Genomic DNA, 22265 nt, shown 5'->3' with positions numbered 1-22265 from the left:
CGGCCACCTGGTTCCGCAGGCGCACCTCATCTTCCCGGGACCCCCCTGAGGCCCGCGGGTTCATGGAAACTGAAGGGTTCTCAGCCGGAACCCGGGGATGGACCGCCGTGTTTTCGTGCGATCGGCCTTCGGGTTCAGTTGAACACGCGGGTGAGCACCGAGCGGACCGCCCCTGGGCAACCTTCTTGGGAACGGTGCTGGCATCGTAAAAGTCATGAGACCAGCAGGAACGACACCAGAACCGGAAACCCCGATGCAGAGCGGCCTCACGACGCTGGGTGAAGTGGCGTGCCGTTATCAGGCAGATGAGATCCGCCCGGAGGAGCTGCCGATGATCGCTGCTGAGGCACTCGCGGCCGGGCTGGACGCCCCGACGCTGTGTGAGCTTGCTGGTTGGCCGCGCAACGCGGATACCCACGATATCCGCAACGCGTTCGAGCAAGCACTCTCCGAGTCCGGGATCGAGTTGCCCGATCCGGGCCTGGCGCGGCGCCACGCCCTGCGCCGACTGGCGGCGGGACTTGTCGCTGGAGACATCGCTCCTGCCGACCTGGCGACGGACGACTGGTGGGAGACGGAGGTCGAAACCGAAGAGGAGCGATCATTCGTGCGGCTGATCCCGCAATGCGTGTGCTGCCTTGAGTACACCTCGAGGCTTGACCAGCAGACGTGGGCAGCCGAGCTGCGGATCGCCGCGCTCGCCCTGACATCGTCTGCGCCGATCGGCCCCGGTTGCTGACCCTGCCGTGACGGCATGCTCACCCTCGCCGATGATGTAAATCCCGGTGGACCGGACTTCACCGAAGTGACTGTTCAGTGGCCTGGCCCAACAGCGCCTGTGCGGAGTCCGCGTAGCGGATGGCGGTCTTCTCCGCCAGGCCGAACGCCTCGGCGAGGTGGAGCGGATCACGGGACCGTACCCCCGAACTCGCCCGCCCCGCAGATCGTTTCGGCAACCAGCGTTGACACCGAATCGAATCCGGCGGAGACCCGCGTTCCCCTACCCGGATCCCGCGATGTGCTCCGTACGCCGCGGAGTTGGCTACCGAAGGTAACGCAGCCGTGGTCAAGGGCGTCGCGTGGCCTTTGGGTTGATAGGTGAGCACTACGCAGCCCCTGGCGCCCTCGACGCCTGCCCTACCCATCACGCGGCTCCGGCCGCCTCGTGCGCCTTGTCGGCCTTGTTCGCCGCCGAACCCCGGGGGCAGCTGGCCGGGCGCTGGCCAGCGCCCGGCCACACCACCTTTACCGTTGTTCTCGAAGGCGTCGATGCCGGGATAGCCGACCTTGCCCTCGTTACCTGGTGAGGAGCTGGCGGTGCCAGCGCAGGTCTTTTCGTTGCGGGCCGCTTGCGCACCGGCTCTGGCCTGCGTAAACGCTGTTCAGCCGAGAAGGCGGCCGCAACGTCCGCTGCAATGTACGGCGCGACCTTCCGGCCCACTGTCCAGGCAAAGGTCCAGCACCCCGTTGAGGCAACCGTCGGACGAGCGGTCACGGTCGCCAGTGCCGCGGGCTCGGCGCTACTGGCCGCCCAGATCCTGGGCGGCCAGGCGCAGCAGGGTGATCGCGTCGTCGGGTTGGCGGAGAGCAGTACTCGGTTGTCGGCGGCGTCGGAGACGGGGCGGGTGTCGATGATCGCGACCCAGGCGTTGTCGTCCAGCTCGGTGCAGTCCAGGAGCCGGCGGCCGTGGTCGAGGCCGCGTTCGGTGGGCGGGGTCCGGTCCGGTCGACGGGCCTGGCGTCAGTTCCGGCATCGCCGGTGGCTGGGGCCCCGGCGGTCGCCTCAGCGGGCGGTTGGGGCGGACACCGCGGCCCGGTCCACGATCCCCTCGACGATCCGCATCAGGCGCTCGCCGGTCCGGTGGATGCTGCCGTTCTGCGTGCTGACCTGTGCGCCTTCGAGGACGAAGGTGATCTCGGCCGCGGTCTGCTCGGGGTCGGGCAGCCCGGCCTGGACGCACATGCCGACCAGTCGGCGGGTCTGACGCTCCTTGTGCTCTTCGATCACCTGCCGTGCGGGGTGGGCGCGGTCGGGCAGCTCGGCGAGGGAGTTGATGAAGGGGCAGCCCCGGTGCGAGATCGCGGGCAGCCCGTCGGCGATGAAGCGGGCCACGCCGAGGATCTGTTCCCCGGGTCGGCCGGGGTGCTCGGCCTCGACCCGGTCGAACGCCGTCTGGTAGTCGGCGGCGACGATCCGCAGCCACTCGGCGACCAGTTCGTCCTTGGTCTCGAAGTGGCGGTAGATCGCCATCTTGGTGGTCTCGGCCTTCTCGGCGATCGCCTGAACGCCCACGCGCTGGATCCCCTCGCTCCGGAAGAGCTCCTCCGCGGCGTCGAGGATGCGCTCGCGGGGCGGCAGTTTGGCCACCCGGGTCGGTCGTCTGGCGGGCGATGTCATGGCTGGTCCGGGCCTCCGGTCACTTGCGGGTCGTCCGTTTCCTGCACGTCTCGCTCTTCCTGCTACGGTACCAGTCCGTTCCACGCGATACCGATCGGTATCGTTGAAGACTGATCGGTATCGATCTCGATTCCAGGAGTGACCCAGTGGACGTCAATGAATACGTGGGCTTCGACGCGGTCGGGCTCGCCGAACTGATCGCCCGGGGCCAGGTGACCCCCGCCGAAGTGGAGGCGGCCGCGCGGGAGGCCGCACGGGCCGTCGACCCGCACCTCAACGCCGTCGTGGAGACCTGGCCCGCCGATGACTCGCCCCGCCCCGGCAGTGCGCCGCTGGCCGGCGTCCCCTTCCTGATCAAGGACCTCGGGGTCACCATGGCCGGCCGACGGACGGAACTCGGCAGCCGCCTCGCGGCCGGGAACGTCGCCGCCGCCGACTCCACCCTGATGTCACGCTTCCGCCGCGCCGGCCTCGTGACGTTCGGACGCACCGCGACCCCGGAGATGGCCTACAGCACCACGACGGAACCCGTGCTGTACGGTCCCACCCGCAACCCGTGGGACCTCACGCGCAGCGCCGGCGGCTCCAGCGGCGGCGCGGGCGCGGCCGTCGCCTCCGGGATCGTGCCGCTCGCGCACGCCACCGACGCGGCGGGCTCGATCCGCATCCCCGCCGCCTACAACGGCCTGTTCGGTCTGAAGCCGACCCGTGGCCGCATACCCGTCGGCCCCGATGTCGACGAGATCTTCAACGGCCTGGCCGTGCACGGCAGCGTCAGCCGCACCGTGCGCGACAGCGCGGTCCTTCTCGACCTGATCGGCGGCCCGGCGGCGGGTGACCCCTACGTCGCCCCGCAGCCGCCCCGGCCGTACGCGCAGGAGGTCTCCCGGGATCCGGGCTCCTTGCGGATCGGCGTCCTCACCCAGGCCTGGGGCGGACACCGCACCACGGCGCCCGTGGCCGAGGCGCTGTCGCGCACCGTGTACCTGCTGGAGTCCCTCGGCCACCGAGTGGAGCAGGCCGAAGTCGAACTCGGCGTCAACTGGGAGGAGTTCGTCCTGGCCAACGCCCGCCAGTGGACGGCGAACCTCACGGTGTCGGTCGACGAACTGGCCGCCGCCTCCGGCCGGCCGGTCGACTTCTCGACCCTCGAACCGCCGATCCTCGCCAGCTACTACTACGGGCGGCGGGTCACCGGCGCCGAACTCGTGGCCGCTCTGGCCGTCCGCAACCGGGTCTCCCGGAGCCTGGCACGCTCGCTGGACGCGTACGACGTCCTGCTCACCCCGACCGTGCCGGACCTCCCGGTGCCCCTGGGCACCCACGGCCGAGGGGCGGAGACACTGGACGGCCCCGGCTGGCTCCGCCGGCTCTTCGACCTCTCGCCCTTCACCGCAGCGTTCAACGTGGCCGGCACGCCCGCCATGTCGGTGCCGGTGACGGCCGACCCCGGCACGGGGCTCCCGGTCGGCATGCAGTTCGCCGCCGGCTACGGGCGCGAGGGCCGCCTCTTCCGTCTCGCCGGACAACTCGAAGAGGCCGCCCCGTGGTCGGACCGCACTCCCCCGGTGTGGGCGGGGAACCACCCAGGCCGCTGAGGGCCCGCCCCCGGGCGCCCTGCCCCCGCCCGGCTCGGCGCCCATCGGTATCGGCCTCCAAGATGCACTCGGTGGTGGCGAACCTATGGCTGGCCGCCGAGGAGATCCGGCGACCGGCGAGATGCCCGCCGCCGTCCCGGCCGGGGCCGCCCGGATCGGGAACCTGGTGCAGCGGGCCCGGCCGCGCCGATCCGGCACCCGCTCGGCAGCGGGGGCGGGCGGCCATGCGGGTGGACGGAGCTGGAGGCAGCGGGGTAGGGGCAAGTCCTGAGGTGCGCGGAGGCCCGCTCCGTGTTCCGGAGCGGGCTGGGGGCCGACCGCACGGGCCCGGCGCCGGGGCCGGGCCGCCCACACGGCCGGCGCCTGGCGGCGCCTCAGGACCGGCTGCGCCGTACGACGGGTCGGGTGGCGGCGGCACGGCGGCATTCCCGGCCTCGGCACGTGCGGCGGAGCCGCGACAGGTCGGCCCCGTCGCGGCCCCGCGGATCACGGCCCCGTGCACCCGGCTCAGCTGCCCAGCGGGCGGAGGGCCGAGTCCAGGGGGTCGAGCGACCAACCTCCACCGCCGAGGCGGCAGCTGAGCGCGGTGTCGGCCGTGTCGGCCGTGTTGGTGCCGGTGTTGAAGTTGGCGTTCGGGGTGTTCGGCAGGATGGCCGTGTAGTGCTGACCGGCCGAGAAGTACACGCACTGGTGGACGTTCAGGTAGCGGCCGGCGGCGAGGTCGAACGCCTTCACCGCCGAGTTGGCGGGCGCCGGCCTCCAGCCCCCGCTCCCCGCGCCGCAGGAGAGCGCCGTGTCCGGCGTGTTGGAGACGTTCGTCCCGGTGTTGAAGGGCGTGTCGGCGGTGTTCGGCAGCAGGTTGGTGTAATGCCCACCGGGGCCGTAGTACACGCACTGGTGGATGTTCAGGTAGCGCGCGGCGAGCCGCGGCCCCGGCGGTCCCGCCACGGCGGTGCTCCCCAGGACGAGGGCGACGGCCCCCGTGACCGCCGCCACGATGATCGACAATCTACGCATGGTGCACTCCTCCCGAACCCACGCCCACCCGTCAGGGCGCGCACGCACCAAGCTAGTGGGGACCGGCCGGTGGGTGTTCATGACCGCACATCGGCAACCCGTTCGGCCCATTGGGCAGACGATATGCCCATCAGATCGGACGACCGCCGGACCACCGTCACACGACATCCGCCGCGCGGGCCGCCTGCACCCGCACGCCCATCGACACCCGCGCCGCCCGGGTCCTCGCCCCACAGCTCGGCCCGCACGACCAGGAGCCAGGGGAACCGCTCGGATTCGGTGAGGTCCGGCCGGCGGGCCTTGTCCCGGATCTCCTGCGCGGCCATGCAGGCGCATGCGCGGAGACCTCTGCGCAGGGACCGCTTGCGTGCGCCATGGCCGGCCATGCGCATGCGCGGAGGCCCCACACCACGCATGCGCAGAGCCGTCGAACGGGCGCGGGATGCGGTGCCGGCTGGACCACCGGGCGGCACCGGACCGGCGGCGCGGCCTCGCGGTGCGCAGCGTCGGGCAGGAGTGCGGGCGGGCCCGCATGTGCTCTGCCCGAACGTTCCGCGCTCCGGTGTGGGAGCAGGCAGGACCGGCGGGCCGGGGCCGGGGCGTGGGAGCGGCGCCCGCAGCTGCCGACGGTCCTGGTCGGCACCGGCGCGGCCGGGGCACGCTCGGCGGTGGCCGACCTGCGGCTGGCCGCCAAGGAACACCCGACCGACGCGCCGTGACCCACCAACCACGGCGCCGCAAGGTCACGCCCTGCGGCCCTTCGCCGGTGGGCGCAGACCGGGCAGCGACCCGGCGGGGGCCTGGTCGCGGCCACCCGCCACCCGGACCGCCCCCTTCCCTTTCCCCGGACCGCCCGCCGTGCGGAGTGTCCGGCCAACGACGGGTCAACGTCGTGGTGGGCCGACACGTCCCACGGCAAGGATGGACGCCGAACCGCCCGCCACCACGCGGCAGTCGACACCACCGCCGGCACGGCCGGCTCGCAACGGATCGTTCGTCCCGTCCGAATCGAAGGGGAAGACATGCAGTTCATGCTGGGGCGCCGAGTCGCCTCCCTCGCCGCAGTGACCGCACTGACCGTCACGGGGCTGGGGCTCGCGTCGGGAAGTGCGTCCGCCGCAACCGGATCCGACTCCAACTCCGCGCACGGCGTGGAGATCACGGGCTGGCACACGTCGGACGAGAACCCGTGGGTGTCCGCCCGGCTGTGCAACTACCAGAGCTCGGCGAACAGCTTCTATTTCTGGATCAAGGACACGGCGGGCGACAACGTCACCAGCCCGGGCCACATCACCCCCGTCCTCGCGCCCGGCCAGTGCGAATACATCTCCGGGGAGGACTACGGCAGCACCCCGATCCAGGTCTACGCGAGGTCCGGAAGCTCCTGGACCTTCGGCACCGACCCGATCTACCTCGGCTGACAGCCGCCCCGCACCCGCCCGCCGACCGCCAGGCCCGGGTGTGGGACCGCCGGGCGGCAGCACTCCCGGGCCCCTGGCCCCTGGCCGTGTGACTCGCCCGCCAGGGCGAAGCCCGCGACCAATCCCTCACCCACCGGTCCCTGGTGACCTTGCGCCACCAGGAACCGGAGCATATCCGCTGCTCGGTCGGGGTCCGGCACGGGCAGTGGCGCGCCGGAAGGCGGGCGGCGGCACCGGGACCGCCGCCGCACCGGTTGCGTCGAACCCCGCGCCGCACACCTGCGGATCGAGGACCTGGCGAGAACAACTGTCTGGTCCGGCCGAGTGAAGCCACGGCGAAGCTCTGGCCCGCAGGCGGAAACGCCGGGGTGCCGTCGCGGGTGTACCACTCGTCGGCGCCGCGGGCCGTGGTCGTCGCGACCGGCATCACCGAGAACGGCGGCCGCGAGGTGCTGTGGCTGATGGTCGGCGACAGTGAGACCGAGGTGTTCTGGGCCGAGTTGTTGCGATCCTTGCGCGAGCGCGGCCGGACAGGGGTCCGCGGGTCGTCGGCGACCACCACCTGGGCCTGGTGAAGGCGATCCGCAAGGTCATGCTCGGTACCGCCTACCCCGATCCCGGTCTTTCGAAGCGGGCATCGGTGCCTCTCGACCCCCGGCTCTCCACGGCTCTCCACGGCACGGAACGGCCGCTCACCGGCCGCGCACGTCGGCAGGCGCGTGCACGACCCGATTGGGCCCTGCTGCGGTGCGGGGCACGAATCGGCTTCGCAGTATGGCGTCTAAGCTTGACTCTGAAGCTTCTATAGATCGTCAAGCTGAGGCGTGCACGGCGCTCCGGCCCCGCGCGTCCACGGGGCCGGAGCGCCGTGCACCTGCAGGGAACCAGCCGGGCGGGGAAGCACACGCACTTTCGGAGCAGCGCCCTTGTCGGTGCCGATGGGCGGAGAAATGCTGGGAAGTCAGACAGCGGTCGCCTTGAATCGACGGTCAAGGCTGATCCCTCAGAGCGTGCACGCACGTCGGGTGTGGAAGCCACATTAAATGCGGAGGCGTACGCCTCCTGCGGCCCCTGTGTCGCCGCGGGGTTCGGTTCCCTAAACGACCCACTGGAGTGCATAAGAAGCCGGCCAGCGTGATGGACTGGAAGCGGTCACCCATCGCGCCCAATTCCCGCTGGGACTTGGCGATCCGGTCGTCGTCCAGGGCGGCCTTCGAGGCGGGCGTCCGCGCCGCCAAGCTCGGCTGGCCGGACTGCCCCCGCAACCGACACCCCTTCCGCAGCGTCCATGCTCGTCGACCGTGCTCGTTTTGATCGGTGTCGGGCTGCACTCCGAGACGAAGTGCAAATTCTGCACCCTGTTCCACACCGAGGCCGCGAAGCTCTTCGGCGCGACGGACGAGGAGATCCAGGAGGCTGTCCACTACGCCAAGGCCAGCCTCGGGTGGAGCGCCTACATCAACGGCATGCAGGAGGACTACGACCAGTTCAAGGCCGAGCTTGACCAGGTCACCGAGTACGTCCGGTCCAAGGCGGCGTGATGCACCTGGAACGGGTGCGGCCCCTGGTGCTGCGAGGCACCTTCCACGCGTACGAGCTGGCCGCCCTGGCGGCGGCCGCTCGTTACGCGGTCGAGGCCGCACCCCCCGACATCCCCGCCGAGGCCCTGGACCAGCTGGGGCAGCTGCTGTCCGAGTACGACGAGCAGGTGCGGAACCTGTCGAATCCCGCGTCGCGACAGGACGAGGCCGGCACGCCCTCCTGACGGCTCGTCGGCTATATGGTCCAGGCCACTTGGTCTTCAGGTCGAACAGCGGGGTTGTGCCGACCCTTCCTGGTCCGCACCCGGAGACGAACAGGGGAAGAAGCTCCAGGCTCTTGCCTCCGGCGGAGTTAGTCATCTTAACTATGCATCCATGGTCGAAGATCCACCGAGCTTCGTCGCCGCTGACCTCGACGGCACCCCCATGCACCGCCCCGGTTCGCCTGTCCCCTTAGTTCCGCTGACCGCCTGTCACCCCACTGTCATGCGCTCGGTCGAAGCGATCTGATCGGGGCGCCGATCGAGGCGATCCGGCCCGTACCACCGGGGTCACCGGCCACTCCCGCCACGTGCCGCCACCGCGCCGTCGATCCCTGCAATGACGCTCCCCCACAGGAAAAGGTCTGGCTTTGTCGGAGACGCACCACCCCCACAGCACCACCACCGACCAGGCCGATGCGCCTCCCGCGTGGAAGGTCGACACCCCGACGGCCGCCGGCCCGCAGCTCCCGGAGCTGGCGTCAGGACAGCAACGGCTCTGGGTGCTGTCACAGTTGGACGGCGCCAACGAGGCGTACAACGAGACCATGGCCTTCACCCTGTGCGGCCCGCTGGACCGCGCGGTGCTCGCCCGTGCGCTCGACGAGCTGGTCTCCCGGCACGAGGTCCTGCGCACCCGGCTGGTCGCCACCGGGGGCGGTGTCCACCAGCTGATCGGTCCGCCCGACTGCGGCTACACCCTTGCGACGGACGACCTGACCGGGCTCCCGGACGCCGCAGCGCGCGTCACCGCCCTGCAGCGTGCGGAGTCCGACACGCCCTTCGACCTGAGCCGCGGCCCGCTGGCACGTGGCCGTCTGATCGTCCTGGCCGAGCAGCGCCACGTGCTGCTGCTGACACTGCACCACGCGGTCTTCGACGGCTGGTCCATGAACGTGATGCTGCGCGAACTCGGAACGCTGTACACGGCCTTCCGGGACGGCGCGGACTCCCCGCTGACACCGCTGTCCCGGCAGTACGCCGACTACACCCGCTGGCAGCAGGAGTGGGCGTCCGGGAACGAACCGGCGGCGCAGGCCGCCCACTGGAGGGAAGCCCTCGCCGGCGCGCCGTCCCTGCTCGAACTGCCCACCGACCGCCCTCGCCCGCCGGAGCAGGACTACCGCGGCGGCCGGGTGCCGGTCTCCTTCGACAGGGAACTCGGCGCCGCCCTCAAGGCGCTCGCGCGGCAGCAGGGCGGAACCCTGTTCGTGGCCGTCCTGGCCGGCTGGTCCGTGGTGCTGTCACAGCTGACGGGTCAGACCGACATCGTCGTCGGCGTCCCGACCGCGAACCGCCGCCGCGGCACCTTCTCGGACCTGATCGGATTCTTCGTCAACTCCCTCGCCGTGCGGGTCGACCTGTCGGACTCGCCGACCGGGTCGGCCGTGCTGAAGCAGGTGCGCGGTGCGCTGCGGGCCGCCCTGAAGCATCAGGACCTGCCGTTCGAGCAGGTGGTGGAGCTGGTCAACCCGCCGCGCAGCACCGCCCACACACCGCTGTTCCAGACCATGTTCGCCTGGCACCCCTCCAGGAAGGGCCTGCTGGCCCTGCCCGAGATCGAGGTCGAGCCGCTCGGCATCCCCTACGCCGGGGCCAAGTTCGACCTGGCCCTGTCGCTGGCCGAGGAGGACGACGGCCGGGTGGTCGGCCACCTGGACTACGCCAGCGCGCTGTTCGACCACCAGACGGCCGAGCGCTACGCGGGCTATCTACGCCGGGTGCTGACCCAGCTGGTCGACCGGCCCGACCTGGGCGTGGACGATCTGGCACTCATGGACGAGGAGGAGCGCCGGCGGGTGCTGTCGGACTGGAGCGGCGCCGACCGTGCCCGCCGGGACGACCGCGCCGACGAGCTCGAAGCGCCTGCCGCTGCCGCCCCGATCGGAATGGTCGAGCGCTTCCAGGCCCAGGTCCGCACCCGCCCCGCCGGTCCGGCCCTGGTCTGCGAGGGGGAGCGGCTCGACTACACCGCGCTCGACCAGCGGGCCAACCGGCTGGCGCACGCGCTGATCGCCCGCGGCGTCCGCCCGGACCAGGTGGTCGGTCTGCACTCCGGGCGCTCGACCGAGCTGGTGGTGGGTGTCCTCGGCATCCTCAAGGCGGGCGCCGCCTATCTGCCGCTCGATCCGGGGCAGCCGGTCGAGCGGCTGGCCGCGATGGTCGAGGACGCCGTACCGGCCCTGGTGCTCAGCGACGCCGACGTCCCGCCCGAGGGCTGGCAGTCCCTGAGGGCGGTCGAGGCCGAGGCGGAGCGTGACGACGCGCCGGGGATCACCGTCGGACCGTCGCACCTGGCCTACGTCATCTACACCTCGGGCTCCACCGGCCGCCCCAAGGGCGTGGCGGTGACCCACGGCAGCGTCACCAACCTCTTCGACACCTGGCTGGCGCGGTTCGGGGCCACCCCCGGCGAGGCTGCCTCCGCCTGGTCGAGCATCGGATTCGACGCCTCGGTGCACGAGTTGCTGATGCCGCTCACCACCGGCGCCGTGCTGCACCTGGTCCCCGACGAGCTGCGCGGCGACCCCGAGGAACTGCTGGGCTGGATGCGCGAGCACCGCATCGTGCAGGCGTTCCTTCCGCCGTCCTACGTCAAGTGGATCGACGAGGACCCCGAGGCACGCCTGGACGGGCTGGTGCTGCGTCAGCTGCTGACCGGGGTCGAGTCCCTCCCGGAGAGGGCGCTGCACCGCATCCGGCAGGCGCTGCCGGGCCTGCGCATCTGCTACGGCTACGGGCCGACCGAGGCCACCCTCTACAGCACCGCCTACACCGACCCGCAGCCGCTGGACCGGCAGTGCCCGATCGGCCGCCCCCTGGACAACACCCGCCTCTACCTGCTCGACCGGCGGCTCCGGCCGGTTCCGACCGGGGTGGCCGGCGAGGTCTACCTCGGCGGGGCGAGCCTGGCCCGGGGCTATCTGCACCGCCCGGACCTGACCGCCGAGCGGTTCGTCGACGATCCCTTCGTGCCCGGCGAACGCCTGTACCGCACCGGCGACCTGGCTCGCTGGCTTCCGGACGGCAATGCCCAGTACCTCGGCCGCAGTGACGACCAGGTCAAACTGCGCGGCTTCCGGATCGAGCCGGGGGAGATCGAGGCCGCGCTGCTGGCCCTCCCCGGCGTGCAGGAGGCGGCGGTGTTGGCCGATCGCGACGCCACCGGCGAACTGCGCCTGGTGGCGGGCCTGGGCCGGGGGGACGCGGAGCCGCGCCGACCGCACGAGTGGCGTGCCGCACTGGCGCGGCGGCTGCCGGACTACATGATCCCCGCGCTCTTCGTGGAACTGCCGCAGCTGCCGCTCAACCGCAGCGGCAAGCTGGACCGCGCCGCGCTGCTGGCCGCGGCCCGCTCCGCGACCCGTGCCCAGGTCAACACCGCGAGCCCGCGGGACCACGTGGAGATGGCGCTGCACACCATCTGGCGGCGGGTGCTGATCCATCCCGGCATCGGAATATCCGACAATTTCTTCGATCTGGGTGGTACCTCCATATCCGCCATCAAGGTGGCCCTGGCCGTCCGCGAGGAGTTCGGCGAGACGCTGCCGATCCGCGACATCGTGCAGAACCCGACCATCGAGGCCCTGGCCGAACGGCTTCGGGCGGGGGCGTCGGGAGCACCGGACGGCAACCTCGTCGAGTTCCGCGAGGGGGACGGACAGCAGCGGGTGGTCTGCATCCACCCGGCCGGCGGCACCGCCTTCTGCTACCTGCCGCTGGCCGCGGCGCTGCCCGACCACGTCGGCGTCCTCGGCGTGCAGTCGCCCGGGATCAATCCCGGGGAGACGCCGCTGCCCACGGTCGAGGCCATGGCTGAGCAGTACCTGTCCCTGGTCGACCCCCGGCCGGACGAGTCGCTGGTGCTGTGCGGGCTCTCCTACGGCGGCCTGGTCGCCCACGAGATGGGGCGCCGACTGGCCCTGGCCGGGCACACCCGGCTCAGCGTGGTGCTGCTCGACACCCACGGAACCGAGGACGCGGAGCAGCTCGCCGCGATCGCGCCCGTGGAGATGTCGGACTTCCGCGACAAGCTCATCAGGTTCAACGGGATGTACCCGGGCATCGAGGACGAGCAGATCGACCGGTACTTCCGCATCTACAACCACAACCGGATGACCGCCCGCGGCTACCAGGCGCTGCCCTCACCGGCCCGGCTGGTGCTGGTCGAGGCCGCCGGGGAGAGCATCGGCGACGGCACCGGGGAAGGGCTCCGGGAACAGGAAGAGCAGCAGGCCCAGGAGCAGGCGCGTGCCGTGCGCGCGTTCTGGCAGCGGCGCGCCGGCGGGGGCCTGCTGGTCGAGCCGGTCGCCTGCGGCCACTGGGACCTGTTGGAGAGCGAGGAGGTGCCCCGGATAGCCGAGCTGATCGCAGCCGAACTGGCCCGGTTCCCGGCTCCCCCGCCGCCGTCCCCGGCTGCGCCCGCAACCGGACAGCCGGCCGCCGCGTCCGCCGTGGAGGCCTGATGCGTACCGAGAGCGCCGTACCCGTCACGCCCTCGGCCACCGGCCTGGCCCAGGCCGTGCACGAGCAGGCCCTACGCACCCCGCATGCCGTCGCGCTGGTCGACGGCGGCGTCCGGCTGGACTACACCGGCCTCGACACCGCCGCGGCGGCGGTGGCCCACGGGCTGGGCCGGGCCGGCGTGCGCCCCGGCCAGGCGGTGGCGGTCTGCCTGCCGCGCTCGTGGCAGCTCGTCTGCGCCATGCTGGGCATCCTGCGGCTCGGCGCCCAGGTCGTCCCGCTGGACGCGCAGAGTCCGGCGGACCGCCGGCGCCACATCCTGACCGACTCGTCCAGCGTGGCACTGATCCACGGCGGGACGGCACCTGACGACCTGCCGGGCCGGGTGCGCCCGCTGGAGGCGGCGGCGCTGCTCGCGGCCGGACCCGGCGACCCCGCGGCGGTCTTCACCGGGGCACCGGTCTCCTTCCTCTTCTACACCTCGGGCACGACGGGCCGTCCCAAGGGCGTCGAGGTACGGGACGCCGGCATCCTGCGGCTGGCAAGGCCGGGGTACCTCCGCATCGAGGAGGGCGCCCGCTACGCCTGCCTGTCCAATCCGGCGTTCGACGCCCTCAGCTTCGAGGTCTGGGTACCGCTGCTGACCGGCGGCTGCTGCGTCGTCCTCGGCGACGAAGCCGTCCAGACACCGCATCAGCTGGCGGCCGCCCTGCTGCGGGAGCGCATCGACACGGCGTTCGTCACGGTGGCCCTGTTCAACGCGGTGGTGGACACGGAGCCGTCCTGCTTCGCCGGGGTCGGACAGCTGCTGGTCGGCGGCGAGCAGCTCAACGCCCGGATGATCCGCCGCTGGTACCGGCACAACGCGACGGCCCCCACGCGGCTGCACAACGTCTACGGCCCCACCGAGGCCACCACCTTCGCGTTGTGCCACCCCATCCCGCGCGACTTCGACGGCGACGTGGTCCCGATCGGACGGGTGCTGCCGGAGACCGAGGCCGTGCTGGTGGTCCCGGGCGGCGACCGGGCTGCGGCGAGCGGCGAGGTGGCCGAACTCCACCTGGCCGGTGCCGCTCTCGCGGCCGGGTACCGCAACCTGCCCGAGGAGACGGAGAGCCGCTTCGTCCGGCTGACCTGGTACGACGACGGCCGCACGACGCACTACCGCACCGGCGACCTGGTGCGCGCCGATGCCGACGGCCGGATCGAGTACGTCGGACGTGCCGACCGCCAGGTGAAGGTCCGCGGCTTCCGGGTCGAGCCCGGCGAGCTGGAGCGGCAGATCGTCACGCATCCGGCGGTGCGGCAGGCGTACGTCTGCACCCGCAGGGCCGGGGAGCACGGTCCGAACGAGCTGCTGGCGTACGTCGTGCTCGGGGATGAGGTCCCGTTCGAGGAGTTCGACCGCCATCTGGCGGCGGGGCTGCCCGGCTACATGAGGCCGCATCACATCTATCTCGTGGACTCGCTCCCGCTGAACGCCAACGGCAAGGTCGACCAGGCCGCACTGCTGCGCCGGGACGACCGGCCCTGGCGCCGCCCGGAAGGCGACCGCCCGGACGCCGCGGCCACCACCGCCCGGCAGCGTGAGGTGCTGGACCTGGCGGCCGAGGTGCTCGGGGTACCGGACCTGCGGCTGGACGACCGCTGGATCGCCTCCGGCGGCGACTCGCTCAAGGCCCTGCGGCTGCGCTTCGAGGTGCGCCGGCGCTGGGGCTGTGAACTGCCCCAGGCGCGCGTGCTGACCGGGGACATGGCCGAGATCGCCCAGGCCGTGGCGGAAGCCGGATCCGCCGCCGACTCGCCCTACCCGGTGCCGCCCGCTCCCACCCGGGCCCGCTCGGCGCCCGCCACCAGCGAGCAGCAGCGCCTTTGGCTGCTGCAGCAGCGGGCGCCGCGGTCCCGTGCCTACGCCGTGGAGCTGGCCTTCCGGCTGGACGGCACGGTCGACGCCGACGCGCTGCGCAGTTCGCTGCGGGCACTGGCGCGGCACCACGCGGCCCTGCGCACCGGCTTCGAGGCCGCGCCGGAGGGCCTGCGCCAGGTGGTCGGGCACGGCTACGACCCGTGGACCGACCCCGGCCCGGAGGCGGCCGGCGCCGACGGCGAGGACGGCGCGCGCGCCGTGGCCGACCGCTTCTTCGCCGTGCCGTTCGACCTGGCACACCCCCGGATGCTGCGCGCCTGCTGGCTGCCGCAGGGCGGCGGAGGGGTGCTCCTGCTCCATCTGCACCACATCGCGGTCGACGGCTGGTCGCTCAACGTCCTGCTGGACGACCTGTCGTCCGGCTACCGGCACGCGCACGACGGCGCCGCCGAGGCTACGTGGCGGACGGACACCACCCCGGTGCCCACCCCGCTGGACTACGCCGCCTGGCAGGCCGACTGGTTCGGCAGCCCCGCCTATCTGGCCCAGCGAGCCGAGCTGCGGGCCCACTACGCCCGGTCGGACGAGGCGGCGGACCGGGACCCGGGGGACCCGGCCGGAGCTCCCCCCTTCTCCGGTGCCCGCCTGCTGCACACCTCGCTCGACGTCGTGCGGCGCGCCGCCGTGGACCGGCTCTGTGCCGAACTGGGCATGACCCGCTTCGAGTTGCTGCTCGGCGTCTTCGCCTGGAGCCTGTACGGCGGGACCGGCGGGACCCGGCTGCGGATCGCCGCTCCGGTGGCCAACCGGCCGGTCCAGGAGTTCGAGGGCAGCGTCGGCATGTTCGCCAACACCGTGCTGCTGCCGCAGGCCGTCGCGCCCCGCGAGGACCTGCGCGGCCAGCTGCTGCGCCTGAGCGCCGGGGCCCGCCAGGTGCTGGACCGTCAGGACGTGGCGTTGGCCGATGTCCTGGCCGACCGGGAGCCGGCCGGGGGCGACTCCCCGTTCGACTACCTGTTCGTCCTGGAGAACACCGACTTCGGTGCGCTGGCCCTGCCCGACTGCGCCTCCCGCCCGCTGTGGTGGGCCCCGGCCGAGGCCAAGTGCCCGATGACGCTGTCCGTGGTCGAGCACGCGGGTGGGCTCGACTGCCTGTGGGAGTACGCCGACGACCGCTTCGACGCCTCCGAGGTGGCGGCCATGGCGGGCCTGTTCCGGCGGGGCCTGGACCTGCTCGCCGACGGCGGGACGGCGACCCCGGCCGAGCTCGTGGCACCCTACCGCCGCGGACTGCCGAAGCCCGGTCGCGGCGCCTCGACGGCGCCGACCTGGACGACGGTGGCCGAGGGCTTCGCCCTGCAGGTCGCGCGCACACCCGACGCACCGGCCCTGATGTCCGAAGGCCGGTCGGTGAGCTACGCCGCTCTCGACGCCCACGCGGCGGCGCTGGCCGCCGAGCTGCGGGCCGACCACCCGCTGCCGGAGGGGGACGACGACCGTCCGTGCTGCGTCGCGCTGCACCTGCGTCCGTCGGTCGAGCACGTGGTGGCGCTGCTGGCACTGGCCCGGCTCAACGTGACCATCGTGCCGCTGGACCCGTCCTATCCGCCGGCCCTGCGCCGGCAGGTGCTGGACCAGGTGGAGCCGCTGTGCGTGCTGCTCCCACCGGGCGGTGACCCGGAGTTCGACGCCGTCGACCCGGGCCGCATCGTGCGCCACCCGGTGGTGCTGTCACCTGCCACCACGGCGGCCGCACCCACTGCCGCCGACCCGGCCGGCCCGGCGCACAGCGGCGCCCGCCCGCTCTACACCCTGTTCACCTCGGGCTCCACCGGTGTCCCGAAGGGTGTGCAGGTGTCCGACCGCACCCTGTGCAACCTGCTGCAGTGGCAGGCGGAGTCGGGAGGACTGGCGGCCGCGGCGGCCACCCAGCAGTTCTCCATGCTCTCCTTCGACGTGTCCTTCCAGGAGGTCTTCGGGACGCTGTGCGGCGGCGGCTGCCTGCACCTGGTGCAGCCCGGCTGGCGGCAGGACGCCCCCGCGCTGCTGGAGCAGCTGGAGACGGCCGGTGTGGAGCGCGTCTTCATGCCCTACGTGGCACTCCAGCTCCTCGCCGAGCACGGCGTTCACCTGGGCCGCTACCCCTCGCGGCTGCGGGAGGTGGTCACCGCCGGCGAACAGCTGGTGTGCACCGAGGCGATCCGCCGCTGGTTCGCGGGCCTCGCGGGCGCACGGCTGTTCAACCACTACGGCCCGACCGAGACGCACGTGGTGAGCAGCCTGTGCCTGGACGGTGATCCGGCCCGGTGGCCGGAGCGTCCCGCCATCGGCCGACCGGTGGCCAACGCGGTGCTGACGGTGGTAGACGAGGCCGACGAGCCCGTTCCCCCCGGCCGCGTCGGCGCCCTGCTGATCGGCGGCACGATGGCGGCGCGCTGCTACCTGGGAGACACGGCGCTCGACGACGAGCGCTTCGTCGAGCTGCCCGGCCTCGGCCTGTGCTACCGAAGCGGCGACCGGGCCCGTTTCGACCGGCAGGGTCTGCTGCACTTCCTGGGCCGGGACGACGACCAGATCAAGCTCAGCGGACACCGGCTCGAGCTGGGACAGGTCGAGGCGGCCCTGCTGCGGCACCCGGACGTCGTCAACGCCGTGGTGGTCCGCGACGGTGAGGAACTGGTGGCCTGCCTGCAGTGCCGTGGGAAGGCGCCCACGGCCCAGGACCTCACCGCGCACCTGGCGCCGCTGCTGCCCGGCCACGTCCGGATCGCCCGCTTCCGGCTGGTGGAGGAGCTGCCCAGGACCCCTAGCGGCAAGCTGGACCGCCGGGGCGCCCTGCGCACTGCCGGGCGGGAACTGCGCCGGCCGACGGCCCGCAGCACCGGCCTGTCGGCGCGCGAAGCCCTGCTGACCGAGGCGTTCGAGGCGGTCACCGGTGCGGCGATCGACCCGGGGCAGACCTTCTTCGACGCCGGAGCCTCAAGCCTGGGACTGATGCGCTTCCAGCTCCGCTGCACCACCGAACTGGGCCTGCGCTTCACCGTCGCCGACCTGTTCGAACACGTCACCGTACGGGCGCTGGCCGACTTCCTGGACCGGTCGGCACCGGCCACGGACGACGACGCCCCACGCGCCGCAACCGTCGTCCCCACCGCTGCGCCGGCCGACGCCGCCGGGCAGATCGCCGTAGCCGAACCGATCGCCGTAGCCGAACCCGTCGCGGTCGACGAGCCGATCGCGATCGTCGGCATGGCGGTACGACTTCCGGGCGCGTCCGATCTCTCCGCGTTCTGGCGGATGGTCACCACCGGCGGCATCGGCATCGAGCACTTCGACGCCGCCGACGGCCTGGTCGGGGCGCGCAGCCAGTTGGACGGCCCACTGGCCTTCGACCCGGACCACTTCGGCATCAGCCGGCAGGAGGCCCGGCTGATGGACCCCCAGCAACGGCACCTGCTGATGAGCTGTGTCGAGGCACTGGCACACGCCGGGATCGCCGACCCGTCGGGTCTGCGCGTCGGCCTGGTCGCCGGAGCCGGTGAGAACACCTACTTCCAGTCCATGCTTCGCGAGGCCGACCCCGAACGCCTGCCCGACGGCTTCCAACTGGCCCTGCACCACGACAAGGACTTCCTCGCCACCAAGGCGGCCTATCACCTGGGGCTGACAGGTCCCGCCTTCACCACCCAGGCGGCCTGCGCCAGTTCGCTGGTGGCCGTCCATGTCGCCGCCGGCCTGCTGCGCCAGGGCGATGCCGAGGTGATGCTGGCAGGCGGAGTCCTGGTCGACCCGACCCTGACCGACGGATACCACCACCAGGCGCAGCACATCTTCTCCGTGGACGGTCTCTGCCGGCCCTTCAGCGACGACGCGAGCGGCACCATCGGCGCGAGCGGCGTCGGCATGGTGGTGCTCAAGCCGCTACGCCTGGCCCAACGCGACGGCGACACCGTCTATGCCCTGATCACCGGCTCGGCGTTGAACAACGACGGCTCCGACAAGCTCAGTTACAGCGCCCCCTCGCTCGCCGGGCAACGCGAGGTGATTCGCGCCGCTCTGCGCCGCAGCGGTCGCAGCGGCGCCGACCTCGGCTATGTCGAGGCCCACGGCACCGCCACCCGGCTCGGCGACCCGGTCGAGGTCGGCGCACTGCGCCAGGCCTTCGACCTGGACCGGTCCCGCCACTGCGCGCTGACCTCGGTCAAGAGCCAGATAGGACACCTGGGCGCGGCGGCCGGAGTCGTCGGGCTGGTGCGGGCCGCGCTCGCGGTCCACCACGGCGTCATCCCGCCCAACGTCGGCTTCCGCGCCCTCAATCCGCAGCTCGGCGCCGACCCCACGCCGTTCTACATACCCACCGAGGCCCGGCCCTGGCCCACGGACCGGGACAGGATCGCGGCGGTGAGCAGCTTCGGGATCGGCGGCACCAACGCCCATCTGGTGCTCGAGGCCGACAGGCCGGCCGCGGGGACGGGGGGCGACGCGGGCCTGGCGGCGGGCGAAGCGGCCCCGGACACCTCCGTGCTCCCCTGTCTGGTGCTCTCCAGCAGCAGCGAAGCGAGCCTGCGCGCCGACGCCGCCCGGATCGCCGACTACCTGGAGGCCCGGCCCTCCGCCTATCCGCAGGTGCTGCGCCACCTCCAGGCGGGCCGTCCCGCACGTCGCCGACGGCTGGCAGCGGTGTGCCCCGACGTCTCCGCCGCCGTGGCCTGGCTGCGCACTGCGGACCAGAGCACGGACGCGGGAGCGGTGGAGACCCGTACCGGGGCGCCGGTTCCGATCGAAGGTCTCACCGCGGATGAGGCGGCCGCCGCCTGGCTGTCCGGCGAGCGGATCGTCCGGCCCGCCGGTCCCGCCCAGGCACCGTGGGACTTCCCGCCGCCCGCCTTCGAGCTGGCGGAGTTCGACTTCCCCCGCGCCGCGGCGGCACCGGACCGGACCGGTCCAGCCGCCGCCGACGTTCCGCAGCGCCTTCCGGAGGACGCCTGGCTGCACCAGCCGCACTGGGCACGGCTGCGCCGCGCGGGTACGGCGATCGGCTCGCGCACCTCCCGGCTGCTGGTGCTGCTCACGGACGGACCGGCGCACCCGGACGCGGTCCGCGCCTTCGAAGCCGCCTACGCCCGGGTGGTGCGCGTCAGCGCCGCCGAGGCGTTCGCCCGGCGGGGCGACGACGTCTTCGAGGTCGACCCGGCCGACCCCGCCTCGGTCGGTCGGCTGCTCGACGCACTGGCGGGCACGGGCGCGGGCGACGACGGCATCGACTGGTTGCACGCGCTGCCGCTGGGGATCGGCGGCCCGGTCGGTCGGGACAGCCTGGCCCGGGCCCGCTGGGCCTGTCTGGACACTCCGGCCGCCCTGGTGCGGGCCATGGCCGACACCGCCGGGCCACTTCGGCTGAGGCCGTGGTGGCTGTCGTACCGGGCGAGGCCGGTGGACGGACCGGTACAGCGGCCGGAGGCGGGCCTGCTGGCCGGTGCCGCCGAGGTGGCACCCCAGGAGGGAGCTGCGGAGGGCCACTGGCTCGACCTCCCCGACGCAGACCCGGCCCACTGGGCCGCACCGCTGGCGGCGCTGCTGGCCGAGGCTGCCACCACGGCGGACGCGGCCGGACTTCCGCGCCGGCTGGCTCTCCGCCGGGGCCACTGGTGGGAACAGGTCACGCTGCCGGTGTCCACGGCCGGCCCCGGCCCCGTCGGGCTGCCCGCCGAAGGCGTGCACCTGATCCTGGGCGGCACCGGCGGGATCGGCCGCAGCATCGCCGCCTGGCTGCTGGAACACGGCGGCGCCCAGGTCCTGCTGCTGGCCAGACGTCCTCGGCTGCCGGAGGAGCTGACGCCCTGGGCCGACCGGGTCGAACTGGTCGAAGCCGATCTCGCCGAGTCGACACCCGAGGAGGTCATGGCCCGTATCGGCCGTCGCACCGGCCGCCTCGACAGCGTGATCCACGCCGCCGGGGTGGCGAGCGGCCGCATGATCGCCCGGCGCGACGCCGAGGCGATGCGGCGTGCCTCTGCCGCCAAGCTGCAGGGTGCCCTGCTGGTCGAGCAGTTGATCGAGCGCTACCGGCCGGAGGTGGCGGTCTACTGCTCGTCGATGTCCGCGGAACTGGGCGGCGTCGGCCAGCTCGACTACGCGGCCGCCAACAGCCTGCTCGACGGCTTCGCCCAGTACCGGTCCGGCGACGCCGAGACCACGGTCCGGCTCAGCGTGAACTGGGACGTGTGGAGCGAGACCGGCATGGCGCTGCGCGCGCCGCTGACCGACGCACGCCACCGGGCCCACTTGTCGGTCGGGCTGACCGTGGCCGAGGGAAAGCGGGTGTTCGCGCACGCCATGGGACTGCAACTGCCGCAGGTGCTGGTCTCCACCACCGACATCCACGAGTCCCGCGTGTTCTACGCGGCGCCCGGCGCCCAGGCCCTCGTGCCCATCGGGACCACCGTGCCCATCGGGACCACGCCGGTGTCTGCCGAAGGCATCACGCCGGTGTCCGTCGAAGGCACCACGGCGGCCGACGCGGCAGGCGGGACCGCGGCCGTCCTGCTCGGCGAGTGGCTGTGCGCCTGGCTGGATCTCGACCACATCGATCCCGACGCCTCGCTCTACGACCTGGGCGTCGACTCGCTGACCCTGCTCGACCTGATCGGCGTGGTGAAACGTCACTTCGACGTCGAGCTGGAACTGTCTCGGCTCAGCCACCGGGTCTCCCTCGCCGAGATCCTGACCCGGCTGGCCGAGGCGGCACCCGCCGGGGCGGTCGATTCGGAGGACGTGGTTCCGGAAGTCTGGCAACAGGGCACCGGACCTGACGTGCTGTGCCTGGTGCACCCGGTCGGCGGCGACATCCAGGCCTACCGGTCCCTGGTGTCGGCGCTGGGCCCCCGGCTGACCGTCTGTCTGATCGCCGATCCCGCGCTGGGACGGCCCGGGACCGCGGACTGGCCCCTGGCCGAGCGGGCACGCCGCTACGCCGCCGCCCTGCGAGCGCGCTTCGCGGACGACACCCGGCGGCTGCACCTGGCCGGTTGGTCCTTCGGCGCCTGGGCGGCGATGGGGATGGCCGCGGAGGCGGAGGCGATCGGCCGACCGGTCCACGGCATCCACCTGATCGATCCACCGCCGCCCGGTGCCGGCGCGCTCTTCCAGGACTACGACGAGGCACAGCTCCAGGCGGTGTTCGCACATGAGCTGAGCCAGGGCGGGTCCGCTTCGGCCGGTCCCGAGGCGCACGGCTACGCCGAACGCCTGGTCCGGTGTTGCCGGGCCAACCTGCGGAGCATGGCCGAGTACCGGATGCCGCTGCTGAGCGCCACCCCCAGTCAACTGTGGCTGGCCGAGCGGTCGGTGAACGGCCTGCCCTCGCTGGGCTCACCGGAGAAGCAGCGGGAGCTGTGGCGCCCGCACCTCCCGGAACCCAGCACCTGGCATCGGCTCGACACGACGCACTACGGCATCGTCCGCCCGCCTCATGTGCACGCGGTGGCCGCAGCGATCAACGAGGAAGTGAGCGACGCGGCGTCGGACGACACGCCCGGAGATCGCATCGACCGCCCCTGGACGTGATCCCGGCGCGCTCTGCGCACCGGGATCCGGGCGGCTCCGGGCCCCGTCCCCGGCGCCGCCCGGGCTCCCGGCCACCCGTCCCGGGCGACACCGCGGCACCGGCCTCCGGCCCGCACCAGTCTCCCAGCCGTCC

The 22265-nt window shown here is 72.8% G+C and carries 10 protein-coding genes and 1 pseudogene; 8 read left to right on the top strand and 3 right to left on the bottom strand.

What is annotated here, in order from left to right; genetic code table 11:
- Positions 1 to 253: 253 nt before the first annotated feature.
- On the top strand, positions 254 to 739 hold the full coding sequence (locus tag ACZ51D_RS38615; protein ID WP_465624474.1) for a hypothetical protein: 486 nt from the start codon (positions 254 to 256) through the stop codon (positions 737 to 739).
- A gap of 1044 nt (positions 740 to 1783) precedes the next feature.
- Here the strand turns inward: ACZ51D_RS38615 and ACZ51D_RS38610 are convergent.
- Positions 1784 to 2398: a TetR/AcrR family transcriptional regulator gene (locus ACZ51D_RS38610; protein ID WP_465664908.1), complete on the bottom strand. Its 615-nt coding sequence runs from the start codon at positions 2396 to 2398 to the stop codon at positions 1784 to 1786.
- A gap of 146 nt (positions 2399 to 2544) precedes the next feature.
- Here ACZ51D_RS38610 and ACZ51D_RS38605 point away from each other — a divergent pair, with 146 nt between their 5' ends.
- Positions 2545 to 3996: an amidase gene (locus ACZ51D_RS38605; protein ID WP_465624482.1), complete on the top strand. Its 1452-nt coding sequence runs from the start codon at positions 2545 to 2547 to the stop codon at positions 3994 to 3996.
- 507 nt (positions 3997 to 4503) lie between these two features.
- Here the strand turns inward: ACZ51D_RS38605 and ACZ51D_RS38600 are convergent.
- Together ACZ51D_RS38600 and ACZ51D_RS38595 are read right to left on the bottom strand one after the other, a co-directional pair.
- The gene (locus ACZ51D_RS38600) at positions 4504 to 5013 is read right to left on the bottom strand and encodes a hypothetical protein (protein ID WP_465664906.1); all 510 of its coding nucleotides are present in this window, start codon (positions 5011 to 5013) and stop codon (positions 4504 to 4506) included.
- Between the two features lie 77 nt (positions 5014 to 5090).
- Entirely contained in the window at positions 5091 to 5339 is a 249-nt protein-coding gene (locus ACZ51D_RS38595; RefSeq protein ID WP_465624485.1) for a hypothetical protein, read from the bottom strand.
- Between the two features lie 696 nt (positions 5340 to 6035).
- Between ACZ51D_RS38595 and ACZ51D_RS38590 the strand changes: the two genes are divergently transcribed.
- The 6 genes and pseudogenes from ACZ51D_RS38590 (at position 6036) to ACZ51D_RS38565 (ending at position 22132) form a co-directional block, all read left to right on the top strand.
- Positions 6036 to 6434, top strand: coding sequence for a hypothetical protein (locus ACZ51D_RS38590; RefSeq protein WP_465664904.1), 399 nt, complete (start codon positions 6036 to 6038; stop codon positions 6432 to 6434).
- A gap of 401 nt (positions 6435 to 6835) precedes the next feature.
- A pseudogene (locus tag ACZ51D_RS38585) lies at positions 6836 to 7044 on the top strand (transposase); the annotation flags it as partial.
- Between the two features lie 691 nt (positions 7045 to 7735).
- Positions 7736 to 7975: a carboxymuconolactone decarboxylase family protein gene (locus ACZ51D_RS38580; RefSeq protein ID WP_465624489.1), complete on the top strand. Its 240-nt coding sequence runs from the start codon at positions 7736 to 7738 to the stop codon at positions 7973 to 7975.
- Positions 7975 to 8199: a hypothetical protein gene (locus tag ACZ51D_RS38575; RefSeq protein WP_465664902.1), complete on the top strand. Its 225-nt coding sequence runs from the start codon at positions 7975 to 7977 to the stop codon at positions 8197 to 8199. Before ACZ51D_RS38580 ends, ACZ51D_RS38575 begins: the two co-directional genes overlap by 1 nt.
- Positions 8200 to 8606: 407 nt before the next feature.
- Complete coding sequence (locus tag ACZ51D_RS38570; RefSeq protein WP_465664900.1) at positions 8607 to 12701, top strand: non-ribosomal peptide synthetase; 4095 nt, start codon at positions 8607 to 8609, stop codon at positions 12699 to 12701.
- On the top strand, positions 12701 to 22132 hold the full coding sequence (locus ACZ51D_RS38565; protein ID WP_465664898.1) for an amino acid adenylation domain-containing protein: 9432 nt from the start codon (positions 12701 to 12703) through the stop codon (positions 22130 to 22132). Before ACZ51D_RS38570 ends, ACZ51D_RS38565 begins: the two co-directional genes overlap by 1 nt.
- Positions 22133 to 22265: the final 133 nt, after the last annotated feature.

It is taken from the genome of Kitasatospora sp. NPDC033851 (assembly GCF_055576085.1).
Note: the sequence above shows the minus strand (reverse complement) of the source record. Positions and strands in the feature narration are given on the sequence as shown.

What these genes read in the sequence shown, in the direction of transcription:
- ACZ51D_RS38615 (WP_465624474.1), top strand. Translation starts at nt 254, where the DNA reads ATGCAGAGCGGCCTCACGACGCTGGGTGAAGTGGCGTGCCGTTATCAG.
- ACZ51D_RS38610 (WP_465664908.1), bottom strand. Translation starts at nt 2,398, where the DNA reads ATGACATCGCCCGCCAGACGACCGACCCGGGTGGCCAAACTGCCGCCC.
- ACZ51D_RS38600 (WP_465664906.1), bottom strand. Translation starts at nt 5,013, where the DNA reads ATGCGTAGATTGTCGATCATCGTGGCGGCGGTCACGGGGGCCGTCGCC.
- ACZ51D_RS38595 (WP_465624485.1), bottom strand. Translation starts at nt 5,339, where the DNA reads ATGGCCGCGCAGGAGATCCGGGACAAGGCCCGCCGGCCGGACCTCACC.
- ACZ51D_RS38590 (WP_465664904.1), top strand. Translation starts at nt 6,036, where the DNA reads ATGCAGTTCATGCTGGGGCGCCGAGTCGCCTCCCTCGCCGCAGTGACC.
- ACZ51D_RS38575 (WP_465664902.1), top strand. Translation starts at nt 7,975, where the DNA reads ATGCACCTGGAACGGGTGCGGCCCCTGGTGCTGCGAGGCACCTTCCAC.
- ACZ51D_RS38565 (WP_465664898.1), top strand. Translation starts at nt 12,701, where the DNA reads ATGCGTACCGAGAGCGCCGTACCCGTCACGCCCTCGGCCACCGGCCTG.